The sequence below is a fragment of the Brucella pseudogrignonensis genome, assembly GCF_031454375.1.
Lineage (GTDB): Bacteria > Pseudomonadota > Alphaproteobacteria > Rhizobiales > Rhizobiaceae > Brucella > Brucella pseudogrignonensis_A.
Genome location: NZ_JAVDQT010000002.1, coordinates 228,076 through 254,318 on the forward strand (window position 1 = coordinate 228,076; position 26,243 = coordinate 254,318).

The following is a 26,243-nucleotide window of genomic DNA, read 5'->3' on the forward strand; positions in this document are numbered from 1 at the left end:
CCGGGCCATTTTTAGTTCATTATGCTGCGAGTGTCGCGCTGTCGATGACGAAGCGGTACTTTACATCGCTCTTCTGCATACGTTCATATGCATTTTCGATATCCTGAATAGCAATCATTTCGATATCAGAAACGATGCCCTTTTCGGCGCAAAAATCGAGCATTTCCTGCGTTTCAGCAATGCCACCAATAAGCGAACCGGCAATCGAACGGCGCTTGAATATCAGCGCAGCCACGCTTGGCGACGGATGCGCATGTTCAGGCACGCCAACCAGTGTCAGGGTGCCGTCACGCTTTAAAAGCTGTGTGAAGGCATCGAGATTATGGCTGGCTGCAACGGTGTTTAGGATGACGTCGAAGCTATTTGCATGCGCTTTCATCTCTTCTTCGTTGCGTGATACGATCACTTCGTCCGCGCCGAGTGCTTTGGCGTCTTCACGCTTGCTCTCGGATGTGGTGAAAGCCACCGTATGAGCACCGAGTGCATGGGCAAGCTTGATGCCCATGTGGCCAAGGCCACCAATGCCGACGATGCCGACCTTCATGCCCGGACCAACGCGCCAGTGACGCAGTGGAGACCATGTGGTGATGCCTGCGCAGAGCAGTGGCGCAACCGCTGCAAGCTGTTCTTTCGAATGGCTGATCTTGAGAACGAACTTGTCCTTCACGACGATCTGCTGCGAATAGCCGCCGAGTGTGTGACCTGGTGCGTCTAGTGTGGGCGAATTATAGGTGCCCGTGAAGCCGTGTTCGCAATATTGCTCCAGCCCGTCATCGCAGGCATAGCAATGCTGGCAGCTGTCGACCATGCAGCCAACGCCGACCGTATCGCCAACCTTGAACTTGCTGACGTTCGCGCCGACGGCGGTAACGTGGCCGACGATTTCGTGGCCAGGAACGCAAGGATAGACTGTTCCCGCCCATTCTGAACGAACCTGATGCAGGTCGGAATGGCAGACACCGCAATAAGCGATTGCGATCTGCACATCGTCTGCACCCGGCGCGCGGCGGGTAATGTCGATCGCTTCAAGTGGCTTGTCACCGGCATAAGCACCATAGGCTTTTACGACCATGAGGTTGCTCCTTGTTGTGTTTGGGTGTGAGCGCACATTGGTACGTGTCGCTCGATCTGAAATCTTGTTTATGACCGCTCGATATTCGGACGAGGAATATGATCAAACCTATGAGACAGGTTCATGAAGGGTGGTGCCCGTCGTCCTTTAAAAATTGCCGAGTCGGCAGGAGAGCTAAGATGGAGCGAAAACGGAAAAAGGAAAGAGGGAGTTTGAAGTTACTGGTCACAAATGCGTGCGCCAAGAGCTTCGATTTCCATATCTGAAAAGACTTCTATGCCATTGCTGCGCAGGAGTGTGGCCGTAACACCTGCGCCTGAATGTTTTTTCCCGGCAAAATTGCCGTCATAGATCAGGCGGCTGCCGCAGGATGGGCTACCATCGATCAGCAGTGCAAAGCGGCAATCATTGGCGCGGGCAACGGCCAGCGCGGCGCGAGCGCCAGCGATGAATTGCGAGGTAACGTCCTTGCCGTTTTCTTCAACCACTCGGCCTTCGCCCGCAAGTACCGCCTCGCCATTGCTGCCTTCGGCAATTTCTGCAGATGGGCGCGGCACGCTGAATCCGCCCATCAGTTCCGGACAAACGCTAACCAACCGACCTTCAGAACGCCATTGATCGATCAACGGATGATTGAGCGGCTTTGCCGATCCGTTGTAACGGACCGGGTGCCCTGCGAGGCAGGCGCTGATCAATATTTTGCCGCTCATTGTTTGGGCTTTCGTTCAGGGATGCGGATTGGGAAAACCATGCCGCTCGGAAAGCACTGCCATGATCGCATCCTTATCGGAAACGAACGCATTGCCTCCATATTCGCCTGTCTGATGGACCGAATGCTCACCCTTCGTCAATATCAGCAAAGGCAAAGATTGGTTTTCTTCCCCTACAAGCGCGATCACATCATGCCGTGGTCTTGGCCAGGCGATGCGCTTGATGTCGAGGGTTTTGCCGAGTTGCGGAAAGGAAGCGAGTACGCCTTCCATAAGCGCACAATGCTCGCAGTAAAATGTCTGGCCCGGATAGGCGGGATCTTCAAAGCCGGGCGTCAGAAGAAAAAGTGTATCGCGGTTCATGTGCTTGATCTCGCATTGTTCGGGGAATTACTTTTATGACCATGCCTTTTAGGGTCGCAATAAATATTTCATATGGCTAAGTTGCAATGTGCCTTATTCATTTGAAAGTTCAATCAAGACCAAGCGAGTTTAGATGCAGCACACCTCCGCCAGTCACGCCAACAGAGATTGGTTGAAGCAGCTTCTGGCATTTAAACCTGCGAAATGGGTGTGGGGGCGATCAATACGTGCTGGGATTGGCGTTGGTTTACCGCTGGCAATAGGTATCGCGACCGGGCATGTAGCTGAATCGCTCTTTGTTTCTATGGGATCTTTGACACAGGCGCCCGGTGAACGCGATGAGGCCTATCAGTTCACATTTCTTAAAATTGCTATTTCGGCACTTTGCGGTGCCATAGGACTGCTGCTTGGATATCTGGGCTTTTTGCCATGGATTGCCATTATCGGCATTATGATGATCCTGGCGTTTTTCTCCACCATCATTAGTTTTCATAGCAGCGTGCTGTCTTCAGGCTGCATGATGATTTTGATGTTTGGGACAATTGCTTTGTGCAATCCGGATATCAAATCGTTCATTCCGCTGGCAGGTTTCTTTATTCTTGGTTCGGCTTTTTATGCACTTATGCTGGGCATTGAAGCGCTTTTCAGCGGAAACTCTCCTCGGCGGAAACTCCTGATAAAGCTGCTTAGCGCACTGCAAAAGCTCGCGCAGGCGCGCGCTGATGGCACAATGGTTGAAGCGGACAGGGAGCAGGTGACGACCCTTCTTGATTCACTCTATCAGATGATGTTGGAGACGCGATTTAATGCTTGGGGAGCCAGCCCGCAAAGCGAGCAAACAGCTGCAATTGTCCATAAGGCAGATGCTTTATTCACGCTGGTTCTTGGGACAGATAAAATCGATGTGTTGAAAAAGGCTGCTAGCAATCTTGCTCTTATGCATGACATGCTCACCACCAAAGGCAGTATTGATCGACAGCAGATTGAAACTGATGAAGGGCGGATCGGAGACGCTGTTGCGCAGCTCGCCGAAAGCATTACGAATAAACGCGCCTTTGTTCTTGATAACATGAATGTGCAAACACCGCAGACTGCGCCGCTTTTTGAGCGACTGCGCATGACGGTGGATATTATGAGTGTTGGCAAAGACACAATTCTTTCTGCCCTTGCCTTTGCGATGTGTCTGGGAATTGGCCTGTCATTTCATTTTATCGATCGAGTAACGCATTGGTATTGGATACCGATGACCATCGTGATCGTCATGCGCCCGGATTTGGGCTCTGTTTTTGGAAGAACGATCTTGCGTTGCATCGGAACCAGTGCAGGCGTGCTAATCGGTGCCGCGATCCTGATTTTCCTGCCGCTTGGCGTGACCTTCGTTGTGATCCTGACAGCTATTGCCTTTTTGATGCCTTGGGCGATCCAGAAGTCGTATGCCTTGTTTGCAATGGTTTTGACGCCCCTCGTTCTCGTGCTTATCGACTATGTAAGCCCCGAAACAAAGGAAGCCAATTATGCTGTCTGGCGTTTCGTTGATACGCTGACAGGCGGCTTAATTGTCATTGTTTTCGGATATCTGGTTTGGCCAAAGCGAAAATATGAGACCTTTGAACGCTGTTTTACTGCTGCGCGAACGGCGATTGTCCACTATCTGGGGCAGGTGCTGAACAGTTCCAAAAAAACTGGTTTGAAAGACGAAACCGTTAATCTCATTGCTGCACGCAGACTAGCTTACGGAAAACTTGCAGACATGCGAGCGACCTTGCAGAAGACGCTGGGTGATCCGCCGCCTGCGGGTTTGCAAGCCATTGTCTGGTATCCGGTTATTACGTCGATGGAGCGCTTATGTGATGCCATTACTTCCTATTCTATCAGCGATGTAGAAACGGAATATGCAGCACATGGTGAGGCGCTCGATCAGCTTGTTTCCGAACTCAAAGCCATTGGTAAAACCGTGCAGCTGGATGAAAGCGCAACATCGACAGATGGCGACACAGATGACATTGCTGTGAAATTTATCACGAATATGCAATCTGAAATCGCGCATCTGAACGATTGGCATCATAAGGCTTTGGCTGGCAAAATCTTATGAATGCGCCTCATTAAGTGTTTGTTCAAGCGTGGCTGCGAGCTCAAAAAAACGCTGGCGCACCATGGGGGCAAAGTCATTCGCGCGTTCGATGGCATGGAAAACCTCCGGTGCATCATGGCGCACCATGCCGACCGCCTGCATGATGAGATCGAAGCTTTTCGTCGTCATGCGCGTTGGCAATGGCTCCATCTGCACCAGCACTTTTGCGATCAGATGTGTGAGACCCTGAACCATGGCCGCGTCGCGATCATGGTCTTCGGGCGTTGTCATAATGACATCAAGCGCCAGATGTTTGCGCAAGAATGCGCCGATGCGAAGCGCTTGCGTGCCGCGAACCGGGCAAATGGCAATCTTCAGGCCAGCGATTCCGTTGCGTGCGCTTTGCGGACCAAACAACGGATGCGTGGCGACAATATCGACATGATCCGGCAGGCCTTTGAGCATGATACTCGCTGGGCCAACCTTTACCGATCCGACATCCATAACCAGCGCGCCGGGCCGCAGATGCGGTGCGATAGCTTTAACAACGTCTTCAAGGGTTGATACGGGCGTTGCCAGAATAACGATGTCGCAACCGGCTGCGTCTTCGATTGTCGCAAGTGTTACGGAGAGAGCGCCTGCAACATTATCCAGGCTTGCGACAGGATCATAAGCATACAGCCGGTAATATGGGCTGAGGTAACGGGCGATAAGCTGTCCGAATGCACCAAAACCGATAATGCCGATTGTTTTATGCTGCTGATTTTCGTCGAAAGACATAGACTGACCTCTGAATGGCTGGATCGCCAGAGGCACCGTCTTCAAACTAAACCGCTGGCAATGCAGCGGTTGAACTATGACAAAGCAAAACCACCGCTATATGAGCGGGGCGTAATAAGACCGGGTGTTGATGAGCGCTTTAATCATGGTGCCTTGCTATTCCTGCCGGGACGCATTGTCAATCACTTGAATGCGCCCCGGCGTTCAATCGTTCAAAGGTTGCTCACACCGCCGTCGACTTGAATTTCCGAACCGACAACGAAGGTCGATTCATCGGATGCAAGAAACACCGCAGCTTTTGCAAGCTCAACAGGCTTGCCCATCCGTCCAATTGGTACGAGCTTGCGTATATCCGCACGCAAGGCTTCTTCTTCATCGGCAGCAAGTCCCAGCTTGCCAAAAGCCGGTGTTTCAGTCGGGCCGGGGCTCAGACCATTGACGCGGATGCCGCGATCGACAAGCTCGCCGGAAAGTGTCCGTGCGAGCGAAAGAATCCCCGCCTTGCTGGCTGCATAGACACTGCTTTGCGGTAGGCCGATATGTGCGCTGGCCGATCCACACAGGATGACGGATGAGGGATTGGCAAGAAGTGGTAGCAACGCTTTGATGAGAAAGAATGGCCCTTTCAGATTGATCGCCATCAGTCGGTCATAGGCTTCTTCGGAAAAGTCCTGCAAAGGGCTATGGGTGACATCGCCCGCATTTATGTAAACGGCATCCAGGCGCGCCCATTGTTCTGCAAGCGTCTGCGCAAGCTGCTCCTGCGCTGCAACATCTCCTGAATCACTTTGGATTTTGAGAACACTGTCAGGCAGCTCGCGAGCTGCCGCTTCCAGACCTTCCGCCTTGCGGCCTGTAATGGCCACGGTTGCCCCTTCAAGCGCGAACTGTCTGGCTGTTTCAAGCCCGATACCGCTCGTACCGCCTGTGATAAGCGTATATTTTCCTTCGAGACGACCCATAATTCACCTTTCTGCTGCCGAAGCATTTTCGCTTTCGGGAAAAAGGACATTGTTTCCATCAGTATCCAATGTATAGTAGGCACCAATTTGGTACTAAAGGAATAATTTTCCAATCTGGAGATCACGTCCATGGGTGACATATCGGGTGAGGTGTCCACTGACAGTCGTTGCCCCATGGTTGATTTCGTCAATCTGATTGCTGGAAAATGGGCGATACCGATCCTGTATCGGCTGATCGTCACGGATGGTCCCATCCGTTTTGGTGAATTGCAGCGTGCTGTCGCGCCGATTACCCAGAAAGAACTGACACGGCAGCTCCGACTGTTTGAAACACGTGGTTTGATCACGCGTGCCGTTTACCCGGAAATGCCGCCAAGAGTGGAATATGAGGTGACGCCGTTAGGCAAAACATTGCGCGGTACGCTTGATTCACTTGCCTGCTGGATGCGGGATAATGGAGCGTCTCTTCAGAGGTAAACGTCATACCCGATCCATCAGCGCGTACCATGATAGGGCAACAAACAGCAGAGGTGCGCGCAGCGTGCGTCCACCGGGGAAGGCGGGAATGCGCAGCTCTTCAAAGAGTTTAAGCTTATCGCGTTTGCCGCTGACCGCTTCCGCATAAAGTCTGCCCATATAGTTTGCGAGCATTACGCCATGACCGGAGTATCCGCCTGCCGAGATGACGCCGGGCATCACTTCGCGCACGAAAGGCTGACGCGGCATGGTGATACCAACCGAGCCACCCCATGCTTGCGTGATTTCGACTTTGTCGAGTGCGGGGTAGATTTCGGCGATCTGTCGGCGGATATGCTCGCTGATGTCACGCGGATTGTCTGCCGTATAGGCTTCACGACCGCCAAACAGCAGGCGACCATCTTTTGATTTGCGAAAATAGCGGACCACAAAGCGAGAGTCATCAACCGACTCTCCGCCTGGAATGATCGGGCTGTTGTCTCCCAAAGGAGCTGTAGCACCGATAAACGAACGGATCGGCATGACATGAGATGCACTTTTTGGTTCAAGATCACCGCCATGCGCATTGACGGCGAGAAATGCGTGCTTTGCTGATATTGTGCCACGTGGTGTTTCGACCTGCACACGACCGCTTGCCGTGGTGATTTTGGTTGCCTTGGTGTTCTCGAAAATATGCGCACCAGCCTCGGCAGCAACTCTTGCCAGCCCAATCAGCAATTTGAGCGGATGAATATGCCCGGTGCCAGTATCATAGGCACCGCCGTGATAGCGACTTGAGCCGAGAAGTGCAGCCATTTCATCACGTTCAACATAGCGAATATGCGGATAGTCGAAGCGCGTAGCCATCTGCTCTGCATGGTCACGGTAGTGTTTCAAATATCGTGGCTTATGTGCCGCAGAAATCTGACCGGGCATATATTCCATGTCGATATTGTGTTCGCGGGCAAAGCCAAGCAGATGTGCCTTGGCTTCTTCCGCAACATCGAACAATGCCTTGGCTCGTTCAAAGCCATATTGCTTTTCTAGGTCCTCGGCCCATGTGCGCTGACCTGTTCCAAACTGTCCACCATTGCGCCCCGATGCACCATCACCAAAACGGGCGGCTTCAATCAAAACGACATCTGCGCCTTGCTTGGCGAGGTGATAGGCTGCCGAAAGCCCTGTATATCCGCCGCCGATGACCACGACATCCGCCTGCCGTGCACCATCCAATTCGGGATATTGCGGGCGTTCCGCTACGCTCGCTTCGTACCAGGAGACGCCGGGAGATATTGGGGACTGGTATGGCATGTGGAACCGGTCAGACGTTGAGCAGCAGGAACTCGCGTTCCCACGGGCTGATAACTTCCATAAAAGTTTCAAACTCGGCACGCTTGATTGCCGCGTAAGTCGTTACGAATGAACTGCCAAACAGGTTGCGCAATTCCTGATCGTTTTCAAACAGCTCCACCGCATCAATCAGGCCGCGTGGCAGGTCGATTTCCTTGGTGTTGACGCTGGTTGATGCGGGCTGATCGGCCTCGATCTTGTTGACCAGACCAATCAGACCACAAGCAAGCGATGCTGCCAATGCTAGATAAGGGTTGGCATCTGACGATGGAATACGGTTTTCAACGCGACGACCGCCCGGCTCAGAACGCGGCACGCGGAATGCGGTCGTGCGGTTGTCATAACCCCACTTCACATTGACCGGAGCCGAAGCCGATGGCGTCAGACGACGATAGGAGTTCACATAAGGCGCAAACATCACAAGCGCGTTTGGCACGTGGCGCTGCATGCCGCCGATGAAGTGGCGGAAGGCTTCGCTTTCTGAACCGTCTTCATTGGAGAAGATGTTACGCCCGGTCTTCTTATCGACAATCGACTGGTGGATATGCATGGCCGATCCCGGCTGGCCCTGAATAGGCTTGGCCATGAAGGTTGCATACATATCGTGCTTGAGAGCTGCTTCGCGAATTGTGCGTTTGAACAAGAAAACCTGATCGGCCAGCTCTACCGGATCACCGTGGCGCAAGTTGATCTCAAGCTGTGCCGCACCTTCTTCGTGGATCAACGTATCGATCTCAAGGCCCTGACCTTCGGAGAAGTGGTAGATGTCGTCAATCAGTTCGTCGAATTCGTTGACACCGGCAATCGAATAGCCCTGACCGCCGCCAATGGCGCGACCGGAGCGACCGACCGGAGGTGTGAGCGGATAATCCGGATCCGGATTTTTGCGTACCAGATAGAATTCAATTTCGGGTGCCACAACAGGTTTCAGGCCGCGTTTGCTATAAGCAGCCACGACCGAGCGCAGCACGTTACGCGGCGTGAACTCTACCGCACGTCCATCCTGATAAACGAGGTCGCAGATAACCTGTGCTGTCGCATCAGATTCCCACGGCACAGCGGAAAGGGTTGAAAGATCAGGCAGAAGCCGCAGATCGCCATCATCTTCCGGATATTGGAAGCCATGACCATCTTCCGGGTAATCGCCCGAAATTGTGGTCATAAACACAGCCGAAGGCAGCGCCAGCGACGTGTTCGACGTGAATTTCTTCGATGGCATCATCTTGCCGCGGGCAACGCCCGCCTGATCAGGTGTGATGCATTCAATGTCTTCGATGTCGCGCCATGCCAGCCATTCGGTGGCTTGCTTCCAGTTTTTCACACCGCGAAGCGATTTAACATGGGGTGGAGTACGGCGACGCGGCGCGCGCGTTGCCTTTTTTTCCGTCGTATCAGCTGACATCCAACACCAAAAAATTATTTCGTATAACAGCATGATAGCTGCGCATGATCGCGTTGACAAATGAAGCTTTTCAGAAAATCGCAGTTAAATTCGGGGGATGGGGCCGTTCTTGCTATCGTTTTGCCATGATTGCTAAAACAGTTTGCGGGCAAAGAATAAGAGGAGAGTTTCGATGCCGAAATCGCACGCCCGATTTGCCAATATCGTTATAGCTTCGCTTGCGCTTTTGCCGTTTTCTGCCTTACAGGCGCACGCGTTTGAAAAGACGTTGGCCTGTATGCTGGTCGTTGAAGCCGATAGCGGAAACGTGCTGGCAAAGGAGGGCGATGGCTGTGCCATACGTGTTAGTCCGGCATCGACTTTCAAAGTGCCTCTGGCAGTGATGGGTTTTGAGAGCGGCATTCTTAAAGATGCACATGATCCGGTCTGGCCTTATAAAAAAGAATATCCCTCTTGGCGTGAAGCTTGGAAGCAATCAGTCGATCCGACATATTGGCAGGATCAATCGGTTGTTTGGTTCTCGCAGGAACTGACCCGCAAACTTGGGAAAGACAATTTCCAGAAATATACCGATCAAATTGATTATGGTAATCGCGACCTGCGTGGCGATCCGGGCGAAAACAATGGCATGCAGCGTTCGTGGATCAGTTCATCGCTTAAGATTTCCCCGGATGAACAAGTCGCTTTCCTGCGCAAGTTACTCGGTAGGAACCTGCCGGTTTCGGCAGAGGCAGCAGAAAAAACTATGGCCATTCTGCCAATGCAAGATCTTAAAAATGGCTGGAAGGCTCACGGTAAGACGGGATCGGCTTTTGAAAGTGATGCGAAAGGCACAATTGATCGCAGCCGTCAGTTTGGCTGGTATGTCGGTTGGGCAGAAAAAGACGGCAAAAAGGTTGCCTTTGCGCGTCTGAACCGCAATGCCGCAAGTCAAAAGGGTGGCATGGGAGTGCCAACCAAGAATGAGGCATGGGCCGAGCTTGAAAAAATACTAAAGTAACACTGGCGGATCGCCAGAGTTTGGGCGTATAGGCCATGTTCTGTTTAAAAAGTGTCGGAGCGAGTTTTGTGCGCCTTGCAAAGCGCACGGCGCTCTAATCGTCTTCTGGACAAAGTAAATGATCATTCGCCCGCGCCCGCCTTTGTGGAAATTGTTTTTCATTCTCAAAGGCTCCATCGTCACGCGGATATTGCCGCAGATATTTGCGGTTTTCGTGTTGTCGATGGTTGTTGTCTGGGCGCATCGTGCCTTTCCCGGTTGGGTTCCGGCTTTCAATAATGGCACAGCCTTCGCGCTGCTCGGTATTGCGCTTTCCATCTTCTTGGGTTTTCGCAACAATGCTTGTTACGACCGCTGGTGGGAAGCGCGTAAAGTCTTTGGCAAACTGGTCTATGTCACGCGCGGCTTTGCACGCGCGACGCTGGTTCTTGATCAGTTGCCGGGAATGGAAGGCGCGCGTGAAAAGCTGCTTCACTATACAATCGCTTTTACGCAATCGATGGTGCCGCATTTGCGCCCCGGCGATGGACAAGCAAAAGCGCACAAGTGGCTGACTGTCGGTGAGCAAAAGGCCCTTGCGGGTAGTCGCAACGGGCCGGATTACATTTTACGCAAGATTGGCGCATTGCTCGCTGAATTGCGTGGTGCAGGGCGCATTGATGCGATTGATTTTCAGACCTTGAATACGTCGGTTAGTGGTCTTTCCGAGGTACAGGCCGCCTCTGAACGGTTGCGTTTTACGCCCGTGCCTTTCGGCTACACACTTCTTTTGCACCGCACCGCTTATCTGTTTTGCTTTTTTATTCCGTTTGGATTTGCAGATATGCTCGGCTGGGGAACGCCTTTTGCGACCACACTGGTCGCCTATACCTTCTTTGGCCTTGATGCGTTGGGCGACGAATTGGAAGAGCCATTCGGCACGCTGCCCAATGACCTGCCGATTGGCGCGATTGCGGATACGATTGAGATCAATCTGCGTGAAGCACTGGGGGAAACGGATTTGCCACAGCTGCCGCAGCCAAAAGATTATCTGCTGATGTAAAAAAGAACCCGACTGGCAGGGCCAGCCGGGGAGGTCAGTTGGGACAGTCCAACATGGATGAACTGGTATATCAAGTGCTAATATATGTTCTTTGGATGAAACGACCGAAATGCGCTCCAAATGTTTTTTTGACGCGCATCTTGGTCCGAAAACCGTTTCACACTTTTCGGGATGCGCTCTGGACTTAATTTTTCCGCCGCCACAGCGTTGTCGACGTGAAAAGCACGGTGGCGACGGTGATTGCGATGGCGAGCATCATGGGTTTCGGGTAACGATAACGGGGATCAGCAGATCGCCCCAATTGCCTTCGCCATTCCCGTGTTGCCGCAGGCACACAAAGAAAAAAGCATGGTGGTGAAGGCAATCGTCAAAAGCGCTGTTATGGGTTTCGGGTAACGATAACGGGGATCAGCAGATCACCCCAGTTGCCCTCTCCACCATGATGACGAGCGGAGCGAACCAGCTCAACCGAAACACCGGCCTCGACTGCATTCATAACCGACTGATTGAGACGATGCAGATCATTGGCAAGCATACGGATCGCGCTTTGCTGATCGGTGCTCATCGAGGTTGATTGCTCTTCTGCTCTTTCCTTAACGCGTGCAATCGAAGCCATTTTTATTCTCCTCTCAAGAATTGGGCGTCACTCAGCAGCTGGACGGAACTGCGCTGTTTCAGTGGATTCCTTCATAGCGGTGGTCGAAGACTGGCCGCCGGTGATTGCAAGCGACACGGCATCGAAATAGCCGGTGCCGACTTCGCGCTGGTGTTTGGTTGCAGTGTAGCCATTGGCTTCGGCTGCAAACTCCGCCTGTTGCAGCTCGGAATAGGCTGCCATCTGACGATCTTTGTAGCCGCGTGCCAGCTCGAACATGCCGAAGTTGAGCTGGTGGAAACCGGCCAGCGTGATGAACTGGAACTTGTAGCCCATCGCACCCAGCTCGCGCTGGAACTTGGCAATTGTTGCGTCGTCGAGGTTCTTCTTCCAGTTGAACGACGGCGAGCAGTTATAAGCGAGCTTCTTGCCCGGATGGGCCTTGTGCACTGCTTCCGCGAACCGACGAGCCTGTTCGAGATCGGGCTTGGACGTTTCCATCCAGATCAGATCGCAATAGGGCGCATAGGCAATTGCACGGGCGATGCACGGCTCAATGCCGTTCTTCACCTGATAAAATCCTTCCGCAGTGCGGCCCGCATCATAATCAACGAAAGGCTGATCGCGCTCGTCAATATCCGAGGTCAGAAGCTTGGCGGCTTCCGCATCCGTGCGGGCGATAACCAGCGTGGAAGTTCCCATAACGTCAGCAGCCAAGCGTGCCGCATTGAGGTTGCGGATATGGGCCGCAGTCGGGATCAGAACCTTGCCGCCCAGATGACCGCACTTCTTTTCAGATGCCAACTGGTCTTCATAATGAACACCGGCAGCACCCGCTTCGATGAAGGCCTTCATGATCTCGAAAGCATTCAGCGGCCCACCGAAGCCTGCTTCCGCGTCGGCAACAATTGGCGCAAACCACGTATCGACCGACAGGCCTTTGCCTTCTGCTGTTTCAATCTGGTCGGCACGCTGCAACGTCTTGTTGATGCGCTTGGCGAGTTCAGGGGCTGCATTCGCCGGATAAAGCGACTGGTCGGGATACATGGCTGAAGCCGTGTTCGCATCCGCTGCAACCTGCCAACCGGAAAGGTAGATCGCCTTCAGGCCAGCACGAACCATTTGCATGGCCTGATTGCCGGAAAGCGCGCCAAGTGCATTGACGAAATCTTCCTCGTGAATGAGCTTCCACAGACGATTTGCACCCATCTCGGCCAGTGAATACTTGATCTCCACCGAACCGCGCAGCCTCTTCACATCTTCGGCTGTATGTGCACGCTGAATGCCGTCAAAACGACCTTTGGGTGCCGAAGGGATAAGGCTGTAAAAATCTGTCATTTCGGTGTCTCCTCACACTTTGATCAGGTTCTGGAAGAGCAGATTGTTGGCGCTCTTTCTGTGACCAGATTTACAACTGTGGAACTTGTACAGCCAGAAAATGCAGTAAAACGAGCCGATAATTGAAGTCATGCTGTCTGAAAATTGACTGCGGCAATCTGTAAATTTGTAAATATTGTCAAAGCCGGGCTTTGCGGATATTTTGTCATGAATTGTAAAGGTTGCCGTTTTGGTTTGGGAGGACCGGATGAGCGAACGCAAGATATTTGCCGGTCCACGTATCAGGCGTATCCGCAACGAGCGCGGTCTGACGCAGACGTCCATGGCCGAAGCACTTGGCATTTCGCCGTCCTATCTCAATCTCATTGAGCGCAATCAGCGTCCGCTGACGGTGCAGCTTTTGTTAAAGCTTGCCAGCGTCTACAAGCTTGATCTGGACGGTCTTCAGGCAGAGAGCGGCACGACGGTTGCGGGCCTAAAGGAAGTATTTTCTGATCCGCTTTTGACAGGTGAATTGCCGGGGGATCAGGAACTGGTGGAAATTGGCGAGGCAGCACCCAATGCGGCCAGCGGTATCGTTAAGCTCTATCGCGCCTATCGTGAGCAACAGCAGCGCCTTTCGGATCTGTCGCAATTGCTCTCGCATGAAGGAAGTGACGCTCAGCTTTCTGCCACGCGACTGCCGCTAGACGAAGTGCGTGACGTCATGGCGCGGCGTCCCAATCATTATTCGCGTATCGAAGAAGAGGCAGAGAGTTTTTATGCGCTGCTGAAACCCGAAAGTGATTTGTCGGGTGCGCTGAAAGAATGGCTGCGGCGCGAGCATGGCATTACGGTGCGTACGCTGCCCGTCGCGACCATGCCGAACTGGCGCAGGCGTTATGACCGGCATTCGCAGCGGCTGTTTATATCGGAGCGATTGTCGCCCTTTGATCAGTTGCAGGAAATTGCAATGGAGGCGGCGCTTATACGTATGCAGGTGATGATCGGCGCCGAAACAGAAGCGCTGAAACTCTCGTCCAGTGAAGCAAAGCGCATAGCGCGTTTTGAACTGGCGCGCTATGCAGCACAGGCCTTGATGATGCCCTATCGCCAGTTTCGAGATGCGGCTGTGCGGGCGCGCTATGATGTCGACGTGTTGCGCTCAAGGTTTGGCGTGTCATTTCAGCAGGCGGCGAACCGGCTCACGACCCTTCAACGACAGGGTAACTCTGCTTTGCCGTTTTTCTTGATGGAAATCGACCATGCAGGCAATCGCTTACGGATGGCGGGTGCCGAAGGATTTCCCCTCCGGTTTGGTGGGCAATGTCCCAAGCTGCCGGTCTATGCGGCTTTCACTCAAGCGGGGCAGGTGTTGGTGGAGCCAGCCGAATTGCCCGATGGGTCAGCTTTTCTGACGATTGCACGAACACTTGAAGGACCGCAAGGCGCTTTCAATGAACGTCCGCGGCGCACTGCCATTCTTCTCGGCTGCTCGCTCGATGTAGGTTCTGAGACAGTTTATGGTGCGAATAGTTCGTCAAGCACAGAGATTGGTCCGGCCTGTCGGCTTTGTGAGCGACAGGGCTGCATCACGCGGGCCGAGCCGCCGCTTACCCGTCCATTAGGGCTTGATGAAATGGTGGCGGGAATCTCTGCCTTTGACTTTCAATAGAGCTTAGATATTTCGTCGCTAACGTGTGAGCATCGCAATTTTTATGTTCGTGTTGTCGTCAGCCGGTTGACGAATGCTGCACAATCTAAAAAGGTAGTGAGTGAAACAGTTTACCCACCCTTAAGCTGTACCGGAAATTACGGTGCAGAATGGAGCACGCGATGAGGATGAAATCCTTTCTTCTGGCGACAACAATGGTCTCGGGCCTTGTGAGCGCCGCCGTATTTCCCGCAAGCGCGCAAGAGCGGGTGGTCAATATTTATAACTGGTCGGATTATATCGACGATTCGATCCTCAAGGACTTCACCAAGGAGACCGGAATCAAAGTCGTCTACGACGTTTATGATTCCAACGAAATTCTTGAAACCAAGCTTCTTGCTGGTGGTAGCGGCTACGATCTCGTGGTGCCATCCGGCGAATTTCTTGGTCGTCAGATCCCGGCAGGCGTGTTCCTGAAGCTTGATAAAGACAAGCTCCCGAACCTCAAGAACATGTGGGATGAAATTTCGACGCGTGCGGCGACCTATGACCCGGGCAATGAATATTCCATCAACTACATGTGGGGCACCACCGGCATTGGCTATAACAAGGCCAAGATCAAAGAAATCCTCGGCACGGATACGATTGACTCGTGGGATGTTCTCTACAACCCGGAGATTTCGGCTAAGCTGAAAGATTGTGGTATTTACCTGCTGGATACATCCAGCGAAATGCTGCGCCCAGCTCTGAACTATCTCGGTCTTGATCCAAATTCCCCATCGTCTGAAGATATGGAAAAGGCGCAGGAGCTTTATCTCAAGATCCGGCCAAATATCCGCAAGTTCCACTCGTCGGAATATATCAATGCGCTGGCAAACGGCGACATCTGCATGGCCATTGGCTATTCGGGTGATATTTTTCAGGCGCGTGATCGTGCAGAAAAAGCCAATCAAGGCGTAGAGATCGGTTATTCGATCCCGAAGGAAGGTGCGCTGATGTGGTTTGACCAGATGGCGATCCCTGCTGATTCAAAGCATGTGCCAGAAGCGCTTGAATTCATGAATTATATCATGCGTCCGGAAGTTGCTGCCAAGGCATCGAACTTCGTCTTCTACGCAAACGGCAACAAGGCTTCGCAGGAATTCATCGACAAGGAAATTCTGGATGATCCAGAAATCTATCCAAGCGAAGACGTGCTGAAAAAGCTTTTCGTGCCAACGCCTTATGATCAGAAGACACAGCGCTATGTTACACGCGCCTGGACCAAGATTGTCACAGGCCAGTAATAGTTAAATCGTAAGACGGCTTGATTAGAGCGCATCCCGAAAAGTGTGAAACGGTTTTCGGATAAGATGCGCGTTAAAACAAACAATTATAGTGCTGATCAAATCTGATCAGCACTATAACCGGCGCGTTAAGCGTTGAAATTGAGAGCGGCTCACTGTTCATACAGGAGGGCCGCTCTACGTCTTAAAATATACCTTAATGGCAGGCCTTGCCTGTGAATGTCAGGTTCCTGATAGAGCGATAGGGGAACGGAATGGAATCTTTTGGCAGTTTTCGCCGCAAATTCGCGCCTTGGAATGATCCGGCAGCGAAGCCTTATATTTCATTTGAGAATGTAACGAAGATTTTCGGCGATTTTACTGCCGTTGATAATCTGTCGCTCAATGTCTTTAATCGAGAGTTCTTTTCGCTTTTGGGCGCTTCCGGTTGCGGTAAGACCACGCTGATGCGCATGCTGGCGGGCTTTGAAGAGCCAACCTCTGGCCGTATCACGCTTGATGGTCAGGATATGCGCGGCATTCCTCCTTATAAGCGCCCGGTCAATATGATGTTCCAGTCCTATGCACTCTTCCCGCATATGACGGTTGAGAAGAACATTGCTTTTGGTCTCAAGCAGGACGGTATGGCGAAGTCGGAAATCGACGCGCGCGTTGCTGAAATGCTGAAACTCGTGAAGCTTGAGCAATATGGCAAACGCAAGCCGCACCAGCTTTCCGGCGGTCAGCGTCAGCGAGTGGCATTGGCTCGTGCGGTTGCCAAGCGTCCGAAAGTGCTGCTGCTGGATGAGCCGCTAGGCGCACTCGACAAAAAGCTGCGTGAAGAAACACAATTCGAACTGATGGATTTGCAGGTTAAGCTGGGTCTCACTTTCATGGTGGTCACCCACGATCAGGAAGAAGCCATGACCATGTCCGATCGCATTGCCGTCATGGACAAAGGCCGTATCATGCAGGTGGCAACACCGGCTGAAGTTTATGAAGCGCCCGGTTCCAAGTTCGTGGCCGACTTCATCGGTAATGTGAATATCATCGAAGGCGAAGTGGTCAAAGCCGCGAATGGTGAGGCAGAAATCGCCACTGAGAAATTCGGCTTTCACATTCAGACCGAAACCCGCGAGCAGCTGAGCGCTGGCCAAAAGGTCTGGTATGCGGTGCGTCCTGAAAAGACGCGGATCACCCGCGAGAAGCCGGAAGAAACGTCCGTCAATGCAGTTGAAGGCGAGCTTTGGGATATTGCCTATTTCGGCGATATGACGGTTTTCCACGTTCGCCTCGAAAATGGCCGTACCATTAAGGCTGCAAGTCTGAATGCCGTGCGTAAGACGGAAAACCCGCTAACCTATGATGAGCGTGTATGGGTTTCATTTGACACCGATGCCGGTCTGGTGCTGACGGCTTAAGGAGGGGAGGCACATGCAAAAGCTGATTGCTTCCATAACCAGTCGTCTCGTGATTGCAGTGCCATACTTTTGGCTGCTGCTGTTCTTTCTGGTTCCATTTTTTATCGTTTTCAAGATTTCACTCTCCGAAGTCACGATGGCTATTCCGCCCTATCAGCCAACGGTTGATGTGACACAGGGTTTCGCTGCCGCTTGGGAAAAGGTGAAGCAGCTCTCGTTCGACAATTATTTATGGCTTGTAGACGATCCGCTTTATTACAAAGCCTATTTGTCGAGCCTGCGAATTGCTGCAATCTCGACTGTTCTGGCGCTGCTGGTGGGCTATCCGATGGCCTATGGCATAGCGCGTGCGCCGCAGAGCCTTCGTGCTACGCTATTGATGCTGGTTATTCTGCCGTTCTGGACGTCCTTCCTCATCCGCGTCTATGCGTGGATCGGTATTTTGAAGCCAGAAGGCCTGCTCAACCAGTTCCTGATGTGCCTGAATGTCATTGATACGCCGCTTAATATCCTGAACACAGACACGGCGATTTTCATTGGTATCGTTTATTCTTATCTGCCCTTCATGATTTTGCCGATTTATTCGGCGCTTGAGAAAATGGATTATTCGCTGATCGAAGCCGCTCAAGATCTCGGCTGCACGGCGTTCTCAGCATTTTGGAAGATCACTTTCCCATTGTCGCTTGCGGGTGTTGTGGCGGGTTGCTTCCTTGTTTTCATTCCGGCAGTTGGCGAGTTCGTGATCCCTGATCTTTTGGGCGGATCGCAGACATTGATGATCGGTAAAACAATCTGGAGTGAGTTCTTCTCCAATCGCGACTGGCCAGTTTCTTCAGCTGTGGCAGTGGTGCTGCTGCTCTTGTTGATTGTGCCAATTGTGATTTTCCAGCAGGTGCAGGCGCGCCAGCAGGAGAAGGGGAAATAAGATGCAGAACAACTGGTCCCGTTTTAATATCGCCTCAGTCGCGCTCGGCTTTGCTTTCCTCTATCTGCCGATTGTTCTGCTGGTCATTTATTCGTTTAACGAATCCCGCCTTGTGACCGTTTGGGCGGGGTTCTCGACCAAGTGGTATGGCGAACTGTTCCGCAATCAGGCGCTGATGGATGCAGCGTGGGTGACAATCCGCGTGGGGCTTTTGTCGGCAACGGTTGCAACTCTGCTTGGCACGCTGGCAGCCTTGGCACTGACACGATACACGCGGTTTCGCGGACGTATCCTGTTCTCTGGCATGGTCTATGCACCTCTGGTTATGCCGGACGTCATCACTGGCCTTTCGCTATTGCTATTGTTCGTGGCGATGAACTTTGACCGTGGTTTTTGGACGGTAACGCTGGCACATATCACATTCTCAATGTGTTTTGTGGCCGTGGTGGTGCAGTCACGTCTGGTGAGCTTTGACCGTTCGCTGGAAGAGGCGGCGATGGATCTCGGTGCGCCGCCTGTCACCACTTTTATGAAGATTACTCTTCCAGTGATCCTGCCAGCGGTTGTTTCCGGCTGGATGCTCGCTTTCACGCTTTCGCTGGACGATCTGGTGATCGCAAGCTTCACCTCGGGTCCGGGCGCAACTACGCTGCCGATGAAAATCTACTCGCAGGTTCGGCTTGGTGTGACACCGGAAATCAATGCGGTTTGCACCATCTTGATCGCAATCGTGACAGCGGGCGTGATCATTGCGTCGGTTGTTAACAAGCGCCGTGAAGTGCAGCGCCGTCGCGACGAGCAAGCAGCATTCCGTATGGGGTAAACGAACAAGGAACGGCGCAGATTACTGCGCTGTTCCGCTCCCCATGGTCGCTGGGGAAATAAAGGGACGATCCCATGAACCGCCAACGAAGAAATGCAATGGCGGCTTCACCGGCGAAGGTTGAGCCTGCTGGCTATCTGTATTCTCCTGCTGTTGCTGAGGTTGGCTATCGGGGAAAATAACTTCGCCACTCAGTGCCAGACTGCGATCTACAAATGGCACAATGCCAGCAAGATTAAGCGTGCCTTGCGATGTGACAAGCGTTGCATTTTCCAATGATGCAACGCCATCGGAAAGATTTGCTTTCATATCAAGGCGATTGAAAGCCAAGGATACATTCTCCTGCCGCTCAAGCGCGAAAAAGCCCTGACTCTCGGCTTTTGTCAGAAAATCCTGAACTGAGAAGCCTTGCATTTGGCCGTTGTTCAATTGCACTGAGACATTGCCCTGCGCATTATTAAGCAAGCCTGACCAACGGTTTGCAGGAGCCTTCATGAATAGTGAGACATTGCCTTTGCCATTGACGAAGGGCTTCTCGAAGCCGAGTGCTGCAAAGAGCTGTGAACTATCAATATCAGACGCATTGAAGCGCAATTCACCGGTTGCTGTTTTGAGATCACGCACAATCTGAAGATTGGCCTGTAGAATGCCATTGAAGGCTTTGGCATCACCAATGTCGAACATTGCACGACCGCCTCTGATCTGCACAGCCGCTGCAACACCTGTCATCGTGACCGGTCCTGCGGTGGCTGTTTGTGCGGAAAGGCGAAGGTCGAGCTCTGATCGGTTGATGAAGCTTGTATTGATTATGTCGCGCTCATTCAGATCGCGATCGCTTGGCGAACGTGGCTGGTTTTCAGGCAGTGGCACAAAGATCGAAAAAAGACGTCGCAGATTGAGCTTTTCAAAAGCCAGCGTTCCGGTAATTGCAGGCGTATCCTGCTCAAAACCAACTTCAATCACACCTTTTGCCGGACTCTCGTCGGTTGCCATTTCGACATTGTCGAATTTCAGACGGCGCGGGGTCGATGTGATTGTGGAATCAAGAGAAAAGGCTCCAATTTCCGTGCTGCCAGCCACAGGTGGCAGCGCCAGCCATCGCAGAGAATTGCTCAATGAAGGCGTTTTAGCGCTCAACGCGCCTTCAAAGAAACGATCATTGGAAATGTTGGCTTTGCCCTCAAAGGTGATGTTGAGAGGCGTTGACGTGAAACTCGCCGTTACATCAGAGATACCACCTGCAAGAAGCGGCAAGGCTTGGGCTGCTGTCAGGCTGAATTGCGTATTTTCACCGCGCCACAGCGCGCTGCCACGCAGCGTTGCAGCGCTTGAAGTGCGCGGCCATTCAAGTGTGGCATTCAGCTTGGTGATCTGCTGATCGTCCTTCGGCTCTTCCTGCGATTCTGGATCATTGAACGAGATCGTTCCATCGCGAAGAACAACGCGACCAAACGGCTGAGACGCTTGCTGTGCCGCAAGGGCTTTGTCATCGGCACCGTTCTGCTGCAAGGCGCGCTGCGCGCGGATCGCGGTGCCAAGTCGGCCATTCGAACTTGCAATCGCATCCAAAAGTTCCGCAAAATTATCAACCGGCCCACCGATATTAAAATGTGGCCTGACAATTTGCGTTTCAGAAAATGACAGCCGCCCCATGATGGCATCAAGCGGAGAAAGCTCGATTTCAATACGATTGGCACTCATAAAGGGCTTTGCGCCCGGATCGGATAGTTTGCTCAGCGTCACCCCATCAAGCGACGCACGCAAAACTGGAAACACCCGCAAACGGGGTGCTTCACGCAGTTCCACGCTATAGCCGGTCCATGCGCTGATCTCCTGAGCAACGCGAATACGGATAGCATCGGTCGAGACGATAAACGGTATGACCGCGAGCAGGGTGGCCACCGCTGCTGCACCAAGAATGATGACCGCAATAATAAGGCGCATAAATCGGGGCCAGCGCATCAACCATCCTATCAGTGAGACATATTTCGTAATCTAACTCAGCACTGTGGCAAAGCAAAGCCGCCTATGCTGATTCCTGCCTATGGTTAAACAATTGTTTCTAAGAAATTAACCCTGATTTTACGCGAGTTTCTAATGTCTGAATCCAAGCACCCATATTTAACGCCCTATTAACGGGTTTGGCGGGATAAAGAGCGCAACACTGAGCTATGATCGAGCTACCTCAGCTTCGCCCATGTCTGCTTCTGTGTCTCTTTGTCTCTGAGATTCTCCAACGCTGGTTTATACCGGCGTTTTTTTTGACCAATCGAAAAAGCCCTCCAACGAGAGGGCTTCAAACTTTTTAGAATTAGTCCGCCAGAACGCGTGTCGGAGGGAAAACGATTTCTACGACAGTTCCCTGACCGGGAGTAGAGTCGATTGTAAACTGAGCGCGATTGGCTTCAACCATCGCCTTGGTCAGTGGAAGTCCAAGCCCCGTACCTTCATTACGCCAGTCTTTCGCGCTCTCAGTTTGACGGCGTTGCATGGTATTAACCTGACGGAACGGCTTAAGCGCTTGCTCAATTTCAGCCTTGGTCATGCCAACGCCAGTATCACGAACACGCATCACGACATCGCCGTTCAGTTCGTAATTGGTTGAAACGATCACTTGCCCGCCTGTTGCAGTGAAGCGCACGGCATTAGAAAGCAGGTTAAGCGCAACCTGCTTAATCGAACGTGCATCGGCAACGATATCGGGCAGGTTCGACTGGAAGCTGGAGCGGATAATCACGCGTTCACGATTGGCTTGCGGCTGCATCAACGCAATTGCTTCGCCAATTGCGTCGTTGAGTGAAACCGCTTCGAATTGCATGTCGACGCCGCCTGCTTCGATCTTCGAGATATCGAGCAGATCATTGACCAAGGCCAGAACGTGATTGCCCGAACGGTTAATGTCGCGCAGATAATCACAATAGCGCTCATTGCCAATCGGGCCGAATTTTTCGTCAGACATCAGCTCGGAAAACCCGATGATCGCATTCAGCGGTGTGCGGATTTCATGGCTGATACGGGCAAGAAACTCGGTTTTCTGATTGGATGCACGCTCGGCTTCCTTGCGGGCATTTGTTAGCTCTTCTTCGGTGCGTTTCCACTGCGTTATGTCGCGCAGAACAGCGCAGAATCCGCTTGTATGAGGGAGCTTGCCCATCGTCATGAACAACGGAATGAAACCACCTTGTGCTTCGCGGCCAATGACTTCACGCCCATCATTGAGAACGCTGAGAACACCATTGTCGGATAGGCTATGGAGATAGTCCATCGCTGCGCGCTGACTCTCGATGGCAAAGAGCATTGAGAAGAATTTGCCTTCGGTATCAGCCTGATCATAGCCGAATAAAGCTGCTGCGGAATGGTTCATAGACCGCATGCGCCCGTCCGTGTCGATGAGCACGACGCCATCTGTGGCCGTATCAAGAATGGTTTTGAGCTCTTCTATGTGCCCTTGAAGTGCTCGCTGATCCACATTCTCAGTCACGCTAACAGTTGTAGCGCTCGTCATCGGCATGAGGCTGAGCATCAAAGCGCGGCCGTCTCGCCAGTTAATGGCGTTCAGATGTGCCTCTACAGGCTCTTCACTACCATCAGCATGGCGCAGGACCATGCCATCGGCTTTCTCGTCGTCATTTCGGTCACTGTTGAATAGGATCGCGATGCCGCCAGCCTGTTGAATCTCGGTCAGCGCTGCATAGCCAGTCAGGTCTAAAAGAGACTGATTGACGTAATGGATTATATCGCCTGAATGAATGATAACGGGGATAGGAAGATTGGCTAGCAGTGCGGTTTCGTCAGCAAGCTGCTGTTTCGCAGGTATTGCAGGCGTCGACATCTCATCCGCAACGGATGTGTTTTCCGATACAAGTGCTACAGGCGCAACGCGCTCTGCTGCAGGTGGCGTATGTGCAGCGTCGTCCGGCAAGGCATCTTTGTCCTGACGCGATTTTGCCAGTCCCTGCTTGCGCAGCCGATCCGCAATTTCGCGAAACGCATTGCGCTCCATCGTGGTCAAGCCACCTTCCGGGCGCTGTTCTTTGCCTTTTTGGTGCTTTGCCTGATCGGCTTCCAGTTTTCCGCGCGCTGCCGCATTGAGCAACTCAATGACCTTGTCAGATTCGCGGCGGCCGGGATTTGGTGTCAGTTCTAACGGAAGCGTTGGGGCTTCTGATTGGTTGTGCTTTGCTTCAGGCCGATCATCATTGGCGATTTCTTCTGAAAGAGCCAGAATATCGTCTTCATCATCGGCACTAAGCATTTCCTGAATAGTCGGTGCCGCGTCTCGTTTTGTCGGCGTTCCGCCTGCGAGGACGGTACCAATTGTTTCCGGGTCTTGTTCTGCGTCTTCAGGACGAACAAGGCCAAAGCCGCGGAAGCCAATAAATTCGCGATCACGCGAATAGACGGGCAGTGCTGCAAGTTCTACCGGCACGCGCAAGCTCGTGCCTTCAACGGGCCAGAGAAGTTTCTTGCCTGACCATGTATCACGCTGTTTTAAGAGCGCGCTGATGCTGCCATCGGCATCGAAGCCGAAAACATTAGCCACTTCTGCAAAGCGTCGACCAACAACATCTGCTGCGTTCGGTCCGATGATATTACCCAGTTCCGGTGAGACTTCGGTAAATGTGCCTTCTGCATCAACCTTCCAGATGAAGCGAGCAGGCGATCCCTCTGCATCAAAAACGAAGTTTTTCGGAGCGGTGGGCTTTTCAGCCTCTTTCTCATCTTCAACGATCGCAGCTATTGCGGGCGTATCCGTTTTGATCGCGGTTGTCGCTTCACCTACCATACAGATGAGATGCATGGCAGGATTGTCGGTGAGCTTGGCAATTGCGCCGGGGACTGAGTTTTTTCCGGCACGAATGCGGCGCTTCACGATCCGTTCGGCTGCATCGCGCGTTTCGATGATTAGGTCTTCAAGTGTTGAAACGGAAATATCGAGCGCTGCGAAGTGCTCGCTTGTAGCAATCAACTGAGCTTTATCGTCTATGAGTGCTACATGGGTCGTATCATCGCTGAGACCAGCAATAAGGGCATTCGGCGTATGGCCTTCTTGTTCTGACGTAAGCAATAACGCTTCAATGCCGTCCGGCATTGTGAGACGCGAAACGTGTAGACGTATAATTTCTGAACGAAGCCCGGAATTGAGGCGCACAGAGACGATGCGTGGCACGCTCGCCGTTTCACTGCTGGCACCCGCGATCTGGCGGCGCGTTGCAATGGGTAGTTCGAGTTGGCCGCCAATAATGTCTTGGATGCGTTCAAAGCCGAAGAGTTTGGCGCCGGAACCATTGATCCAAAGGACAGTCGTTAGGTCACGCGTCAGCACAAGCTGAGCATCGCCTCTGGCAAAGCCTTCGCTGATATTGTCTAGCGCGACTACATCAATGAATGGGTATGATCCTGACATACCGGTCCTTTAACTGTTCTCGTGGTCACTCAGAGTGCCAATTAATAACTCTTTAATAAGCTTCTTGTGAGGAGTGGTCTATATTCGCCTTTGATATGGGCCTGATTTTCTATTTCATTAGTTAATGTAGGTAAGCCAATTTTATGTCTCGGTGAATAATCCTTGTTTATGCACAACCATGCATAAAACTTGGTAACCGGATTGCGTAGAATTTTAGTGATTACGGGTTTCGAGCTAACAATCGGGGAAATCTTCAAAAAAGATCGTTTTAATCACTTGCAATGTGGTTCGATTCTCCGTATGTGACCCCCTGTCAGCGGACATCGCAAGAAAGTTCGTTGAGATTTAGGTACGCGGTCGTAGCTCAGTTGGTTAGAGCGCAGGATTGTGGCTCCTGAGGTCGGTGGTTCGAATCCACCCGTCCGTACCATCTAATTTCCGTACTTTTAAATTAAAAAATCATTGCTTCCACTTGCCGGAACAAAAGCCTGTTAAGCTCGTTTCAGAGCATGGATCAATTCTGGGCTGAATTCACACACGATAATATGTTGAGTCTGCCAGTTGTTTTGGCTAGAATGTTGCTGGCAACTTTTCTTGGTGCAATTATTGGCCTCGAAAGAGAGTGGCGAAAGCGACCGGCAGGGTTGAAGACCCATATGATGGTCTGTCTTGCATCGGCCACCTTCACAATTGTATCGCTTGAGCTTGTGAATATACCGGTTTTTGACGATCAGAATATTCGCATGGACCCTTCGCGTCTTGTCGAAGCAATCACCAGCGGCGTGGCGTTCCTTGCGGCGGGATTTATCATTTTTGCTAAGGGCCAAATTACAGGCATTACGACAGGTGCGGGTATGTGGCTTGCTGCTGCCATAGGCCTCGCAAGTGGTCTTGGCTTGTGGCATATCGCAATTTTGGCCACTATGATCGCTGTCGTAATGCTTATTGCAGTTGTAAAAATGGAGCAATCCGTAAGGCCAGACAGCGGCGATTAATCGATGACGCCGCTATCCTTCGGTAAGGCCAATTAATTATTGGGCTAACGCCTGTTCAATAGTATCTTTAAGTGCAAGCCGCTGCTTACGCAGGTTTGTTTCCTCTTCCTGACTAACAGGTGATATCTTCGTTTCGGCACGGTGAATACGGTCGTTGACTGTGTCATACTCCTCCAGAATGCGTGCGAAACGAGGGTCTGCCGCCTTCAAGGCATGAATAGCGACCAACTGTCCCGGGAACTCTTCACCGAGTGTATGAGGTGTGTTGGACATGATTTTCTCCTTCCTTTGATAGGCATAGTTTGTCAGTGGAATGAGCAACACTCATTGATCCCAATCAATAAAGAGAATTATCAGTACATGCAGATTTTGCATGGCACTTATGCAAAGTGATGCCTTCAAATAGAAGTTGCATAGCACCATCTAAGAATTGCGGACTAATTCAGCAATGTGTCCGCGATGGAGATGAAAATGTTTGCCCGTTTGAATAATCGTTTCGGTCGTGCATTTGCACAATTTGGTAGTGCCGTGCGCGCTTCTGCTGCACTGCGAGTTGGCCATCAGCCGATGGCAAAAGACCTTGAGACACTTGGTATCGACGTGGCTCAGTTCCGCAAAATTCATGAGTAAATA

General features: G+C 52.1%; 23 protein-coding genes and 1 tRNA gene. 12 read left to right on the forward strand and 12 right to left on the reverse strand.

The window, feature by feature from the left end; translation table 11 throughout:
- Positions 1-19 precede the first annotated feature (19 nt).
- The 3 genes from J2782_RS08955 to J2782_RS08965 form a co-directional block, all read right to left on the reverse strand.
- On the reverse strand, positions 20-1,072 hold the full coding sequence (locus J2782_RS08955) for an NAD(P)-dependent alcohol dehydrogenase (RefSeq protein ID WP_310011597.1): 1,053 nt from the start codon (positions 1,070-1,072) through the stop codon (positions 20-22).
- A gap of 218 nt (positions 1,073-1,290) precedes the next feature.
- Positions 1,291-1,782, reverse strand: a complete 492-nt coding sequence (locus tag J2782_RS08960; protein WP_310011599.1) for a 2-thiouracil desulfurase family protein — start codon at positions 1,780-1,782, stop codon at positions 1,291-1,293.
- Between the two features lie 15 nt (positions 1,783-1,797).
- A complete protein-coding gene (locus tag J2782_RS08965; protein ID WP_310011602.1) occupies positions 1,798-2,145 on the reverse strand; it encodes a DUF3088 domain-containing protein in 348 nt (115 codons plus the stop codon).
- Positions 2,146-2,278: 133 nt separating this feature from the next.
- Here J2782_RS08965 and J2782_RS08970 point away from each other — a divergent pair, with 133 nt between their 5' ends.
- On the forward strand, positions 2,279-4,237 hold the full coding sequence (locus J2782_RS08970; protein ID WP_310011605.1) for an FUSC family protein: 1,959 nt from the start codon (positions 2,279-2,281) through the stop codon (positions 4,235-4,237).
- On the opposite strand, the gene J2782_RS08975 is transcribed toward J2782_RS08970, so the two are convergent.
- Complete coding sequence (locus J2782_RS08975) at positions 4,232-4,996, reverse strand: prephenate dehydrogenase/arogenate dehydrogenase family protein (protein ID WP_310011608.1); 765 nt, start codon at positions 4,994-4,996, stop codon at positions 4,232-4,234. The two genes, J2782_RS08970 and J2782_RS08975, sit on opposite strands and share 6 nt — an antisense overlap.
- A gap of 212 nt (positions 4,997-5,208) precedes the next feature.
- Positions 5,209-5,958 (reverse strand): SDR family oxidoreductase, encoded by a 750-nt coding sequence (locus J2782_RS08980; protein ID WP_310011612.1) that lies wholly within the window; start codon positions 5,956-5,958, stop codon positions 5,209-5,211.
- 129 nt (positions 5,959-6,087) lie between these two features.
- Between J2782_RS08980 and J2782_RS08985 the strand changes: the two genes are divergently transcribed.
- Positions 6,088-6,435, forward strand: coding sequence for a winged helix-turn-helix transcriptional regulator (locus tag J2782_RS08985; protein ID WP_310011614.1), 348 nt, complete (start codon positions 6,088-6,090; stop codon positions 6,433-6,435).
- Positions 6,436-6,438: 3 nt separating this feature from the next.
- Here the strand turns inward: J2782_RS08985 and J2782_RS08990 are convergent, their stop codons facing one another.
- Both J2782_RS08990 and J2782_RS08995 read right to left on the reverse strand, forming a co-directional pair.
- Positions 6,439-7,725, reverse strand: coding sequence for an NAD(P)/FAD-dependent oxidoreductase (locus J2782_RS08990; RefSeq protein ID WP_310011617.1), 1,287 nt, complete (start codon positions 7,723-7,725; stop codon positions 6,439-6,441).
- A gap of 10 nt (positions 7,726-7,735) precedes the next feature.
- Complete coding sequence (locus J2782_RS08995) at positions 7,736-9,166, reverse strand: glutamine synthetase family protein (protein ID WP_250042041.1); 1,431 nt, start codon at positions 9,164-9,166, stop codon at positions 7,736-7,738.
- A gap of 172 nt (positions 9,167-9,338) precedes the next feature.
- On the opposite strand from J2782_RS08995, the gene blaOXA reads away from it, so the two are divergent.
- The gene (blaOXA, locus tag J2782_RS09000) at positions 9,339-10,166 is read left to right on the forward strand and encodes a class D beta-lactamase (protein WP_310011621.1); all 828 of its coding nucleotides are present in this window, start codon (positions 9,339-9,341) and stop codon (positions 10,164-10,166) included.
- A 118-nt stretch (positions 10,167-10,284) separates the two neighbouring features.
- A complete protein-coding gene (locus J2782_RS09005) occupies positions 10,285-11,208 on the forward strand; it encodes a bestrophin family protein (protein WP_310011622.1) in 924 nt (307 codons plus the stop codon).
- Between the two features lie 379 nt (positions 11,209-11,587).
- On the opposite strand, the gene J2782_RS09010 is transcribed toward J2782_RS09005, so the two are convergent.
- A complete protein-coding gene (locus J2782_RS09010; RefSeq protein ID WP_007879671.1) occupies positions 11,588-11,824 on the reverse strand; it encodes an SMc00767 family acetate metabolism repressor in 237 nt (78 codons plus the stop codon).
- A gap of 27 nt (positions 11,825-11,851) precedes the next feature.
- Positions 11,852-13,141, reverse strand: coding sequence for an isocitrate lyase (gene aceA / locus J2782_RS09015; RefSeq protein WP_112813498.1), 1,290 nt, complete (start codon positions 13,139-13,141; stop codon positions 11,852-11,854).
- A 247-nt stretch (positions 13,142-13,388) separates the two neighbouring features.
- Between aceA and J2782_RS09020 the strand changes: the two genes are divergently transcribed.
- From J2782_RS09020 to J2782_RS09040, 5 genes are all read left to right on the forward strand, one after another.
- Positions 13,389-14,795, forward strand: a complete 1,407-nt coding sequence (locus J2782_RS09020; protein ID WP_310011626.1) for a helix-turn-helix domain-containing protein — start codon at positions 13,389-13,391, stop codon at positions 14,793-14,795.
- A 161-nt stretch (positions 14,796-14,956) separates the two neighbouring features.
- On the forward strand, positions 14,957-16,060 hold the full coding sequence (locus J2782_RS09025; RefSeq protein WP_250042028.1) for a polyamine ABC transporter substrate-binding protein: 1,104 nt from the start codon (positions 14,957-14,959) through the stop codon (positions 16,058-16,060).
- Between the two features lie 254 nt (positions 16,061-16,314).
- Positions 16,315-17,460 (forward strand): ABC transporter ATP-binding protein, encoded by a 1,146-nt coding sequence (locus J2782_RS09030; protein ID WP_310011629.1) that lies wholly within the window; start codon positions 16,315-16,317, stop codon positions 17,458-17,460.
- Between the two features lie 13 nt (positions 17,461-17,473).
- The gene (locus J2782_RS09035) at positions 17,474-18,385 is read left to right on the forward strand and encodes an ABC transporter permease subunit (RefSeq protein ID WP_310011633.1); all 912 of its coding nucleotides are present in this window, start codon (positions 17,474-17,476) and stop codon (positions 18,383-18,385) included.
- Between the two features lies 1 nt (position 18,386).
- The gene (locus tag J2782_RS09040; RefSeq protein WP_310011636.1) at positions 18,387-19,208 is read left to right on the forward strand and encodes an ABC transporter permease; all 822 of its coding nucleotides are present in this window, start codon (positions 18,387-18,389) and stop codon (positions 19,206-19,208) included.
- Positions 19,209-19,229: 21 nt separating this feature from the next.
- Here J2782_RS09040 and J2782_RS09045 read toward each other — a convergent pair whose 3' ends face one another.
- Positions 19,230-21,170, reverse strand: coding sequence for an AsmA family protein (locus tag J2782_RS09045; RefSeq protein WP_310011639.1), 1,941 nt, complete (start codon positions 21,168-21,170; stop codon positions 19,230-19,232).
- A 349-nt stretch (positions 21,171-21,519) separates the two neighbouring features.
- The gene (locus J2782_RS09050) at positions 21,520-24,615 is read right to left on the reverse strand and encodes a PAS domain S-box protein (RefSeq protein ID WP_310011641.1); all 3,096 of its coding nucleotides are present in this window, start codon (positions 24,613-24,615) and stop codon (positions 21,520-21,522) included.
- Positions 24,616-24,968: 353 nt separating this feature from the next.
- Between J2782_RS09050 and J2782_RS09055 the strand changes: the two genes are divergently transcribed.
- Positions 24,969-25,045 (forward strand) — tRNA-His (locus tag J2782_RS09055).
- A 79-nt stretch (positions 25,046-25,124) separates the two neighbouring features.
- A complete protein-coding gene (locus tag J2782_RS09060) occupies positions 25,125-25,610 on the forward strand; it encodes an MgtC/SapB family protein (protein ID WP_310011644.1) in 486 nt (161 codons plus the stop codon).
- Positions 25,611-25,646: 36 nt separating this feature from the next.
- Here the strand turns inward: J2782_RS09060 and J2782_RS09065 are convergent, their stop codons facing one another.
- Entirely contained in the window at positions 25,647-25,883 is a 237-nt protein-coding gene (locus tag J2782_RS09065) for an HP1242/YdcH family protein (protein WP_310011646.1), read from the reverse strand.
- A gap of 198 nt (positions 25,884-26,081) precedes the next feature.
- On the opposite strand from J2782_RS09065, the gene J2782_RS09070 reads away from it, so the two are divergent.
- The gene (locus J2782_RS09070) at positions 26,082-26,240 is read left to right on the forward strand and encodes a hypothetical protein (protein WP_310011649.1); all 159 of its coding nucleotides are present in this window, start codon (positions 26,082-26,084) and stop codon (positions 26,238-26,240) included.
- Positions 26,241-26,243: the final 3 nt, after the last annotated feature.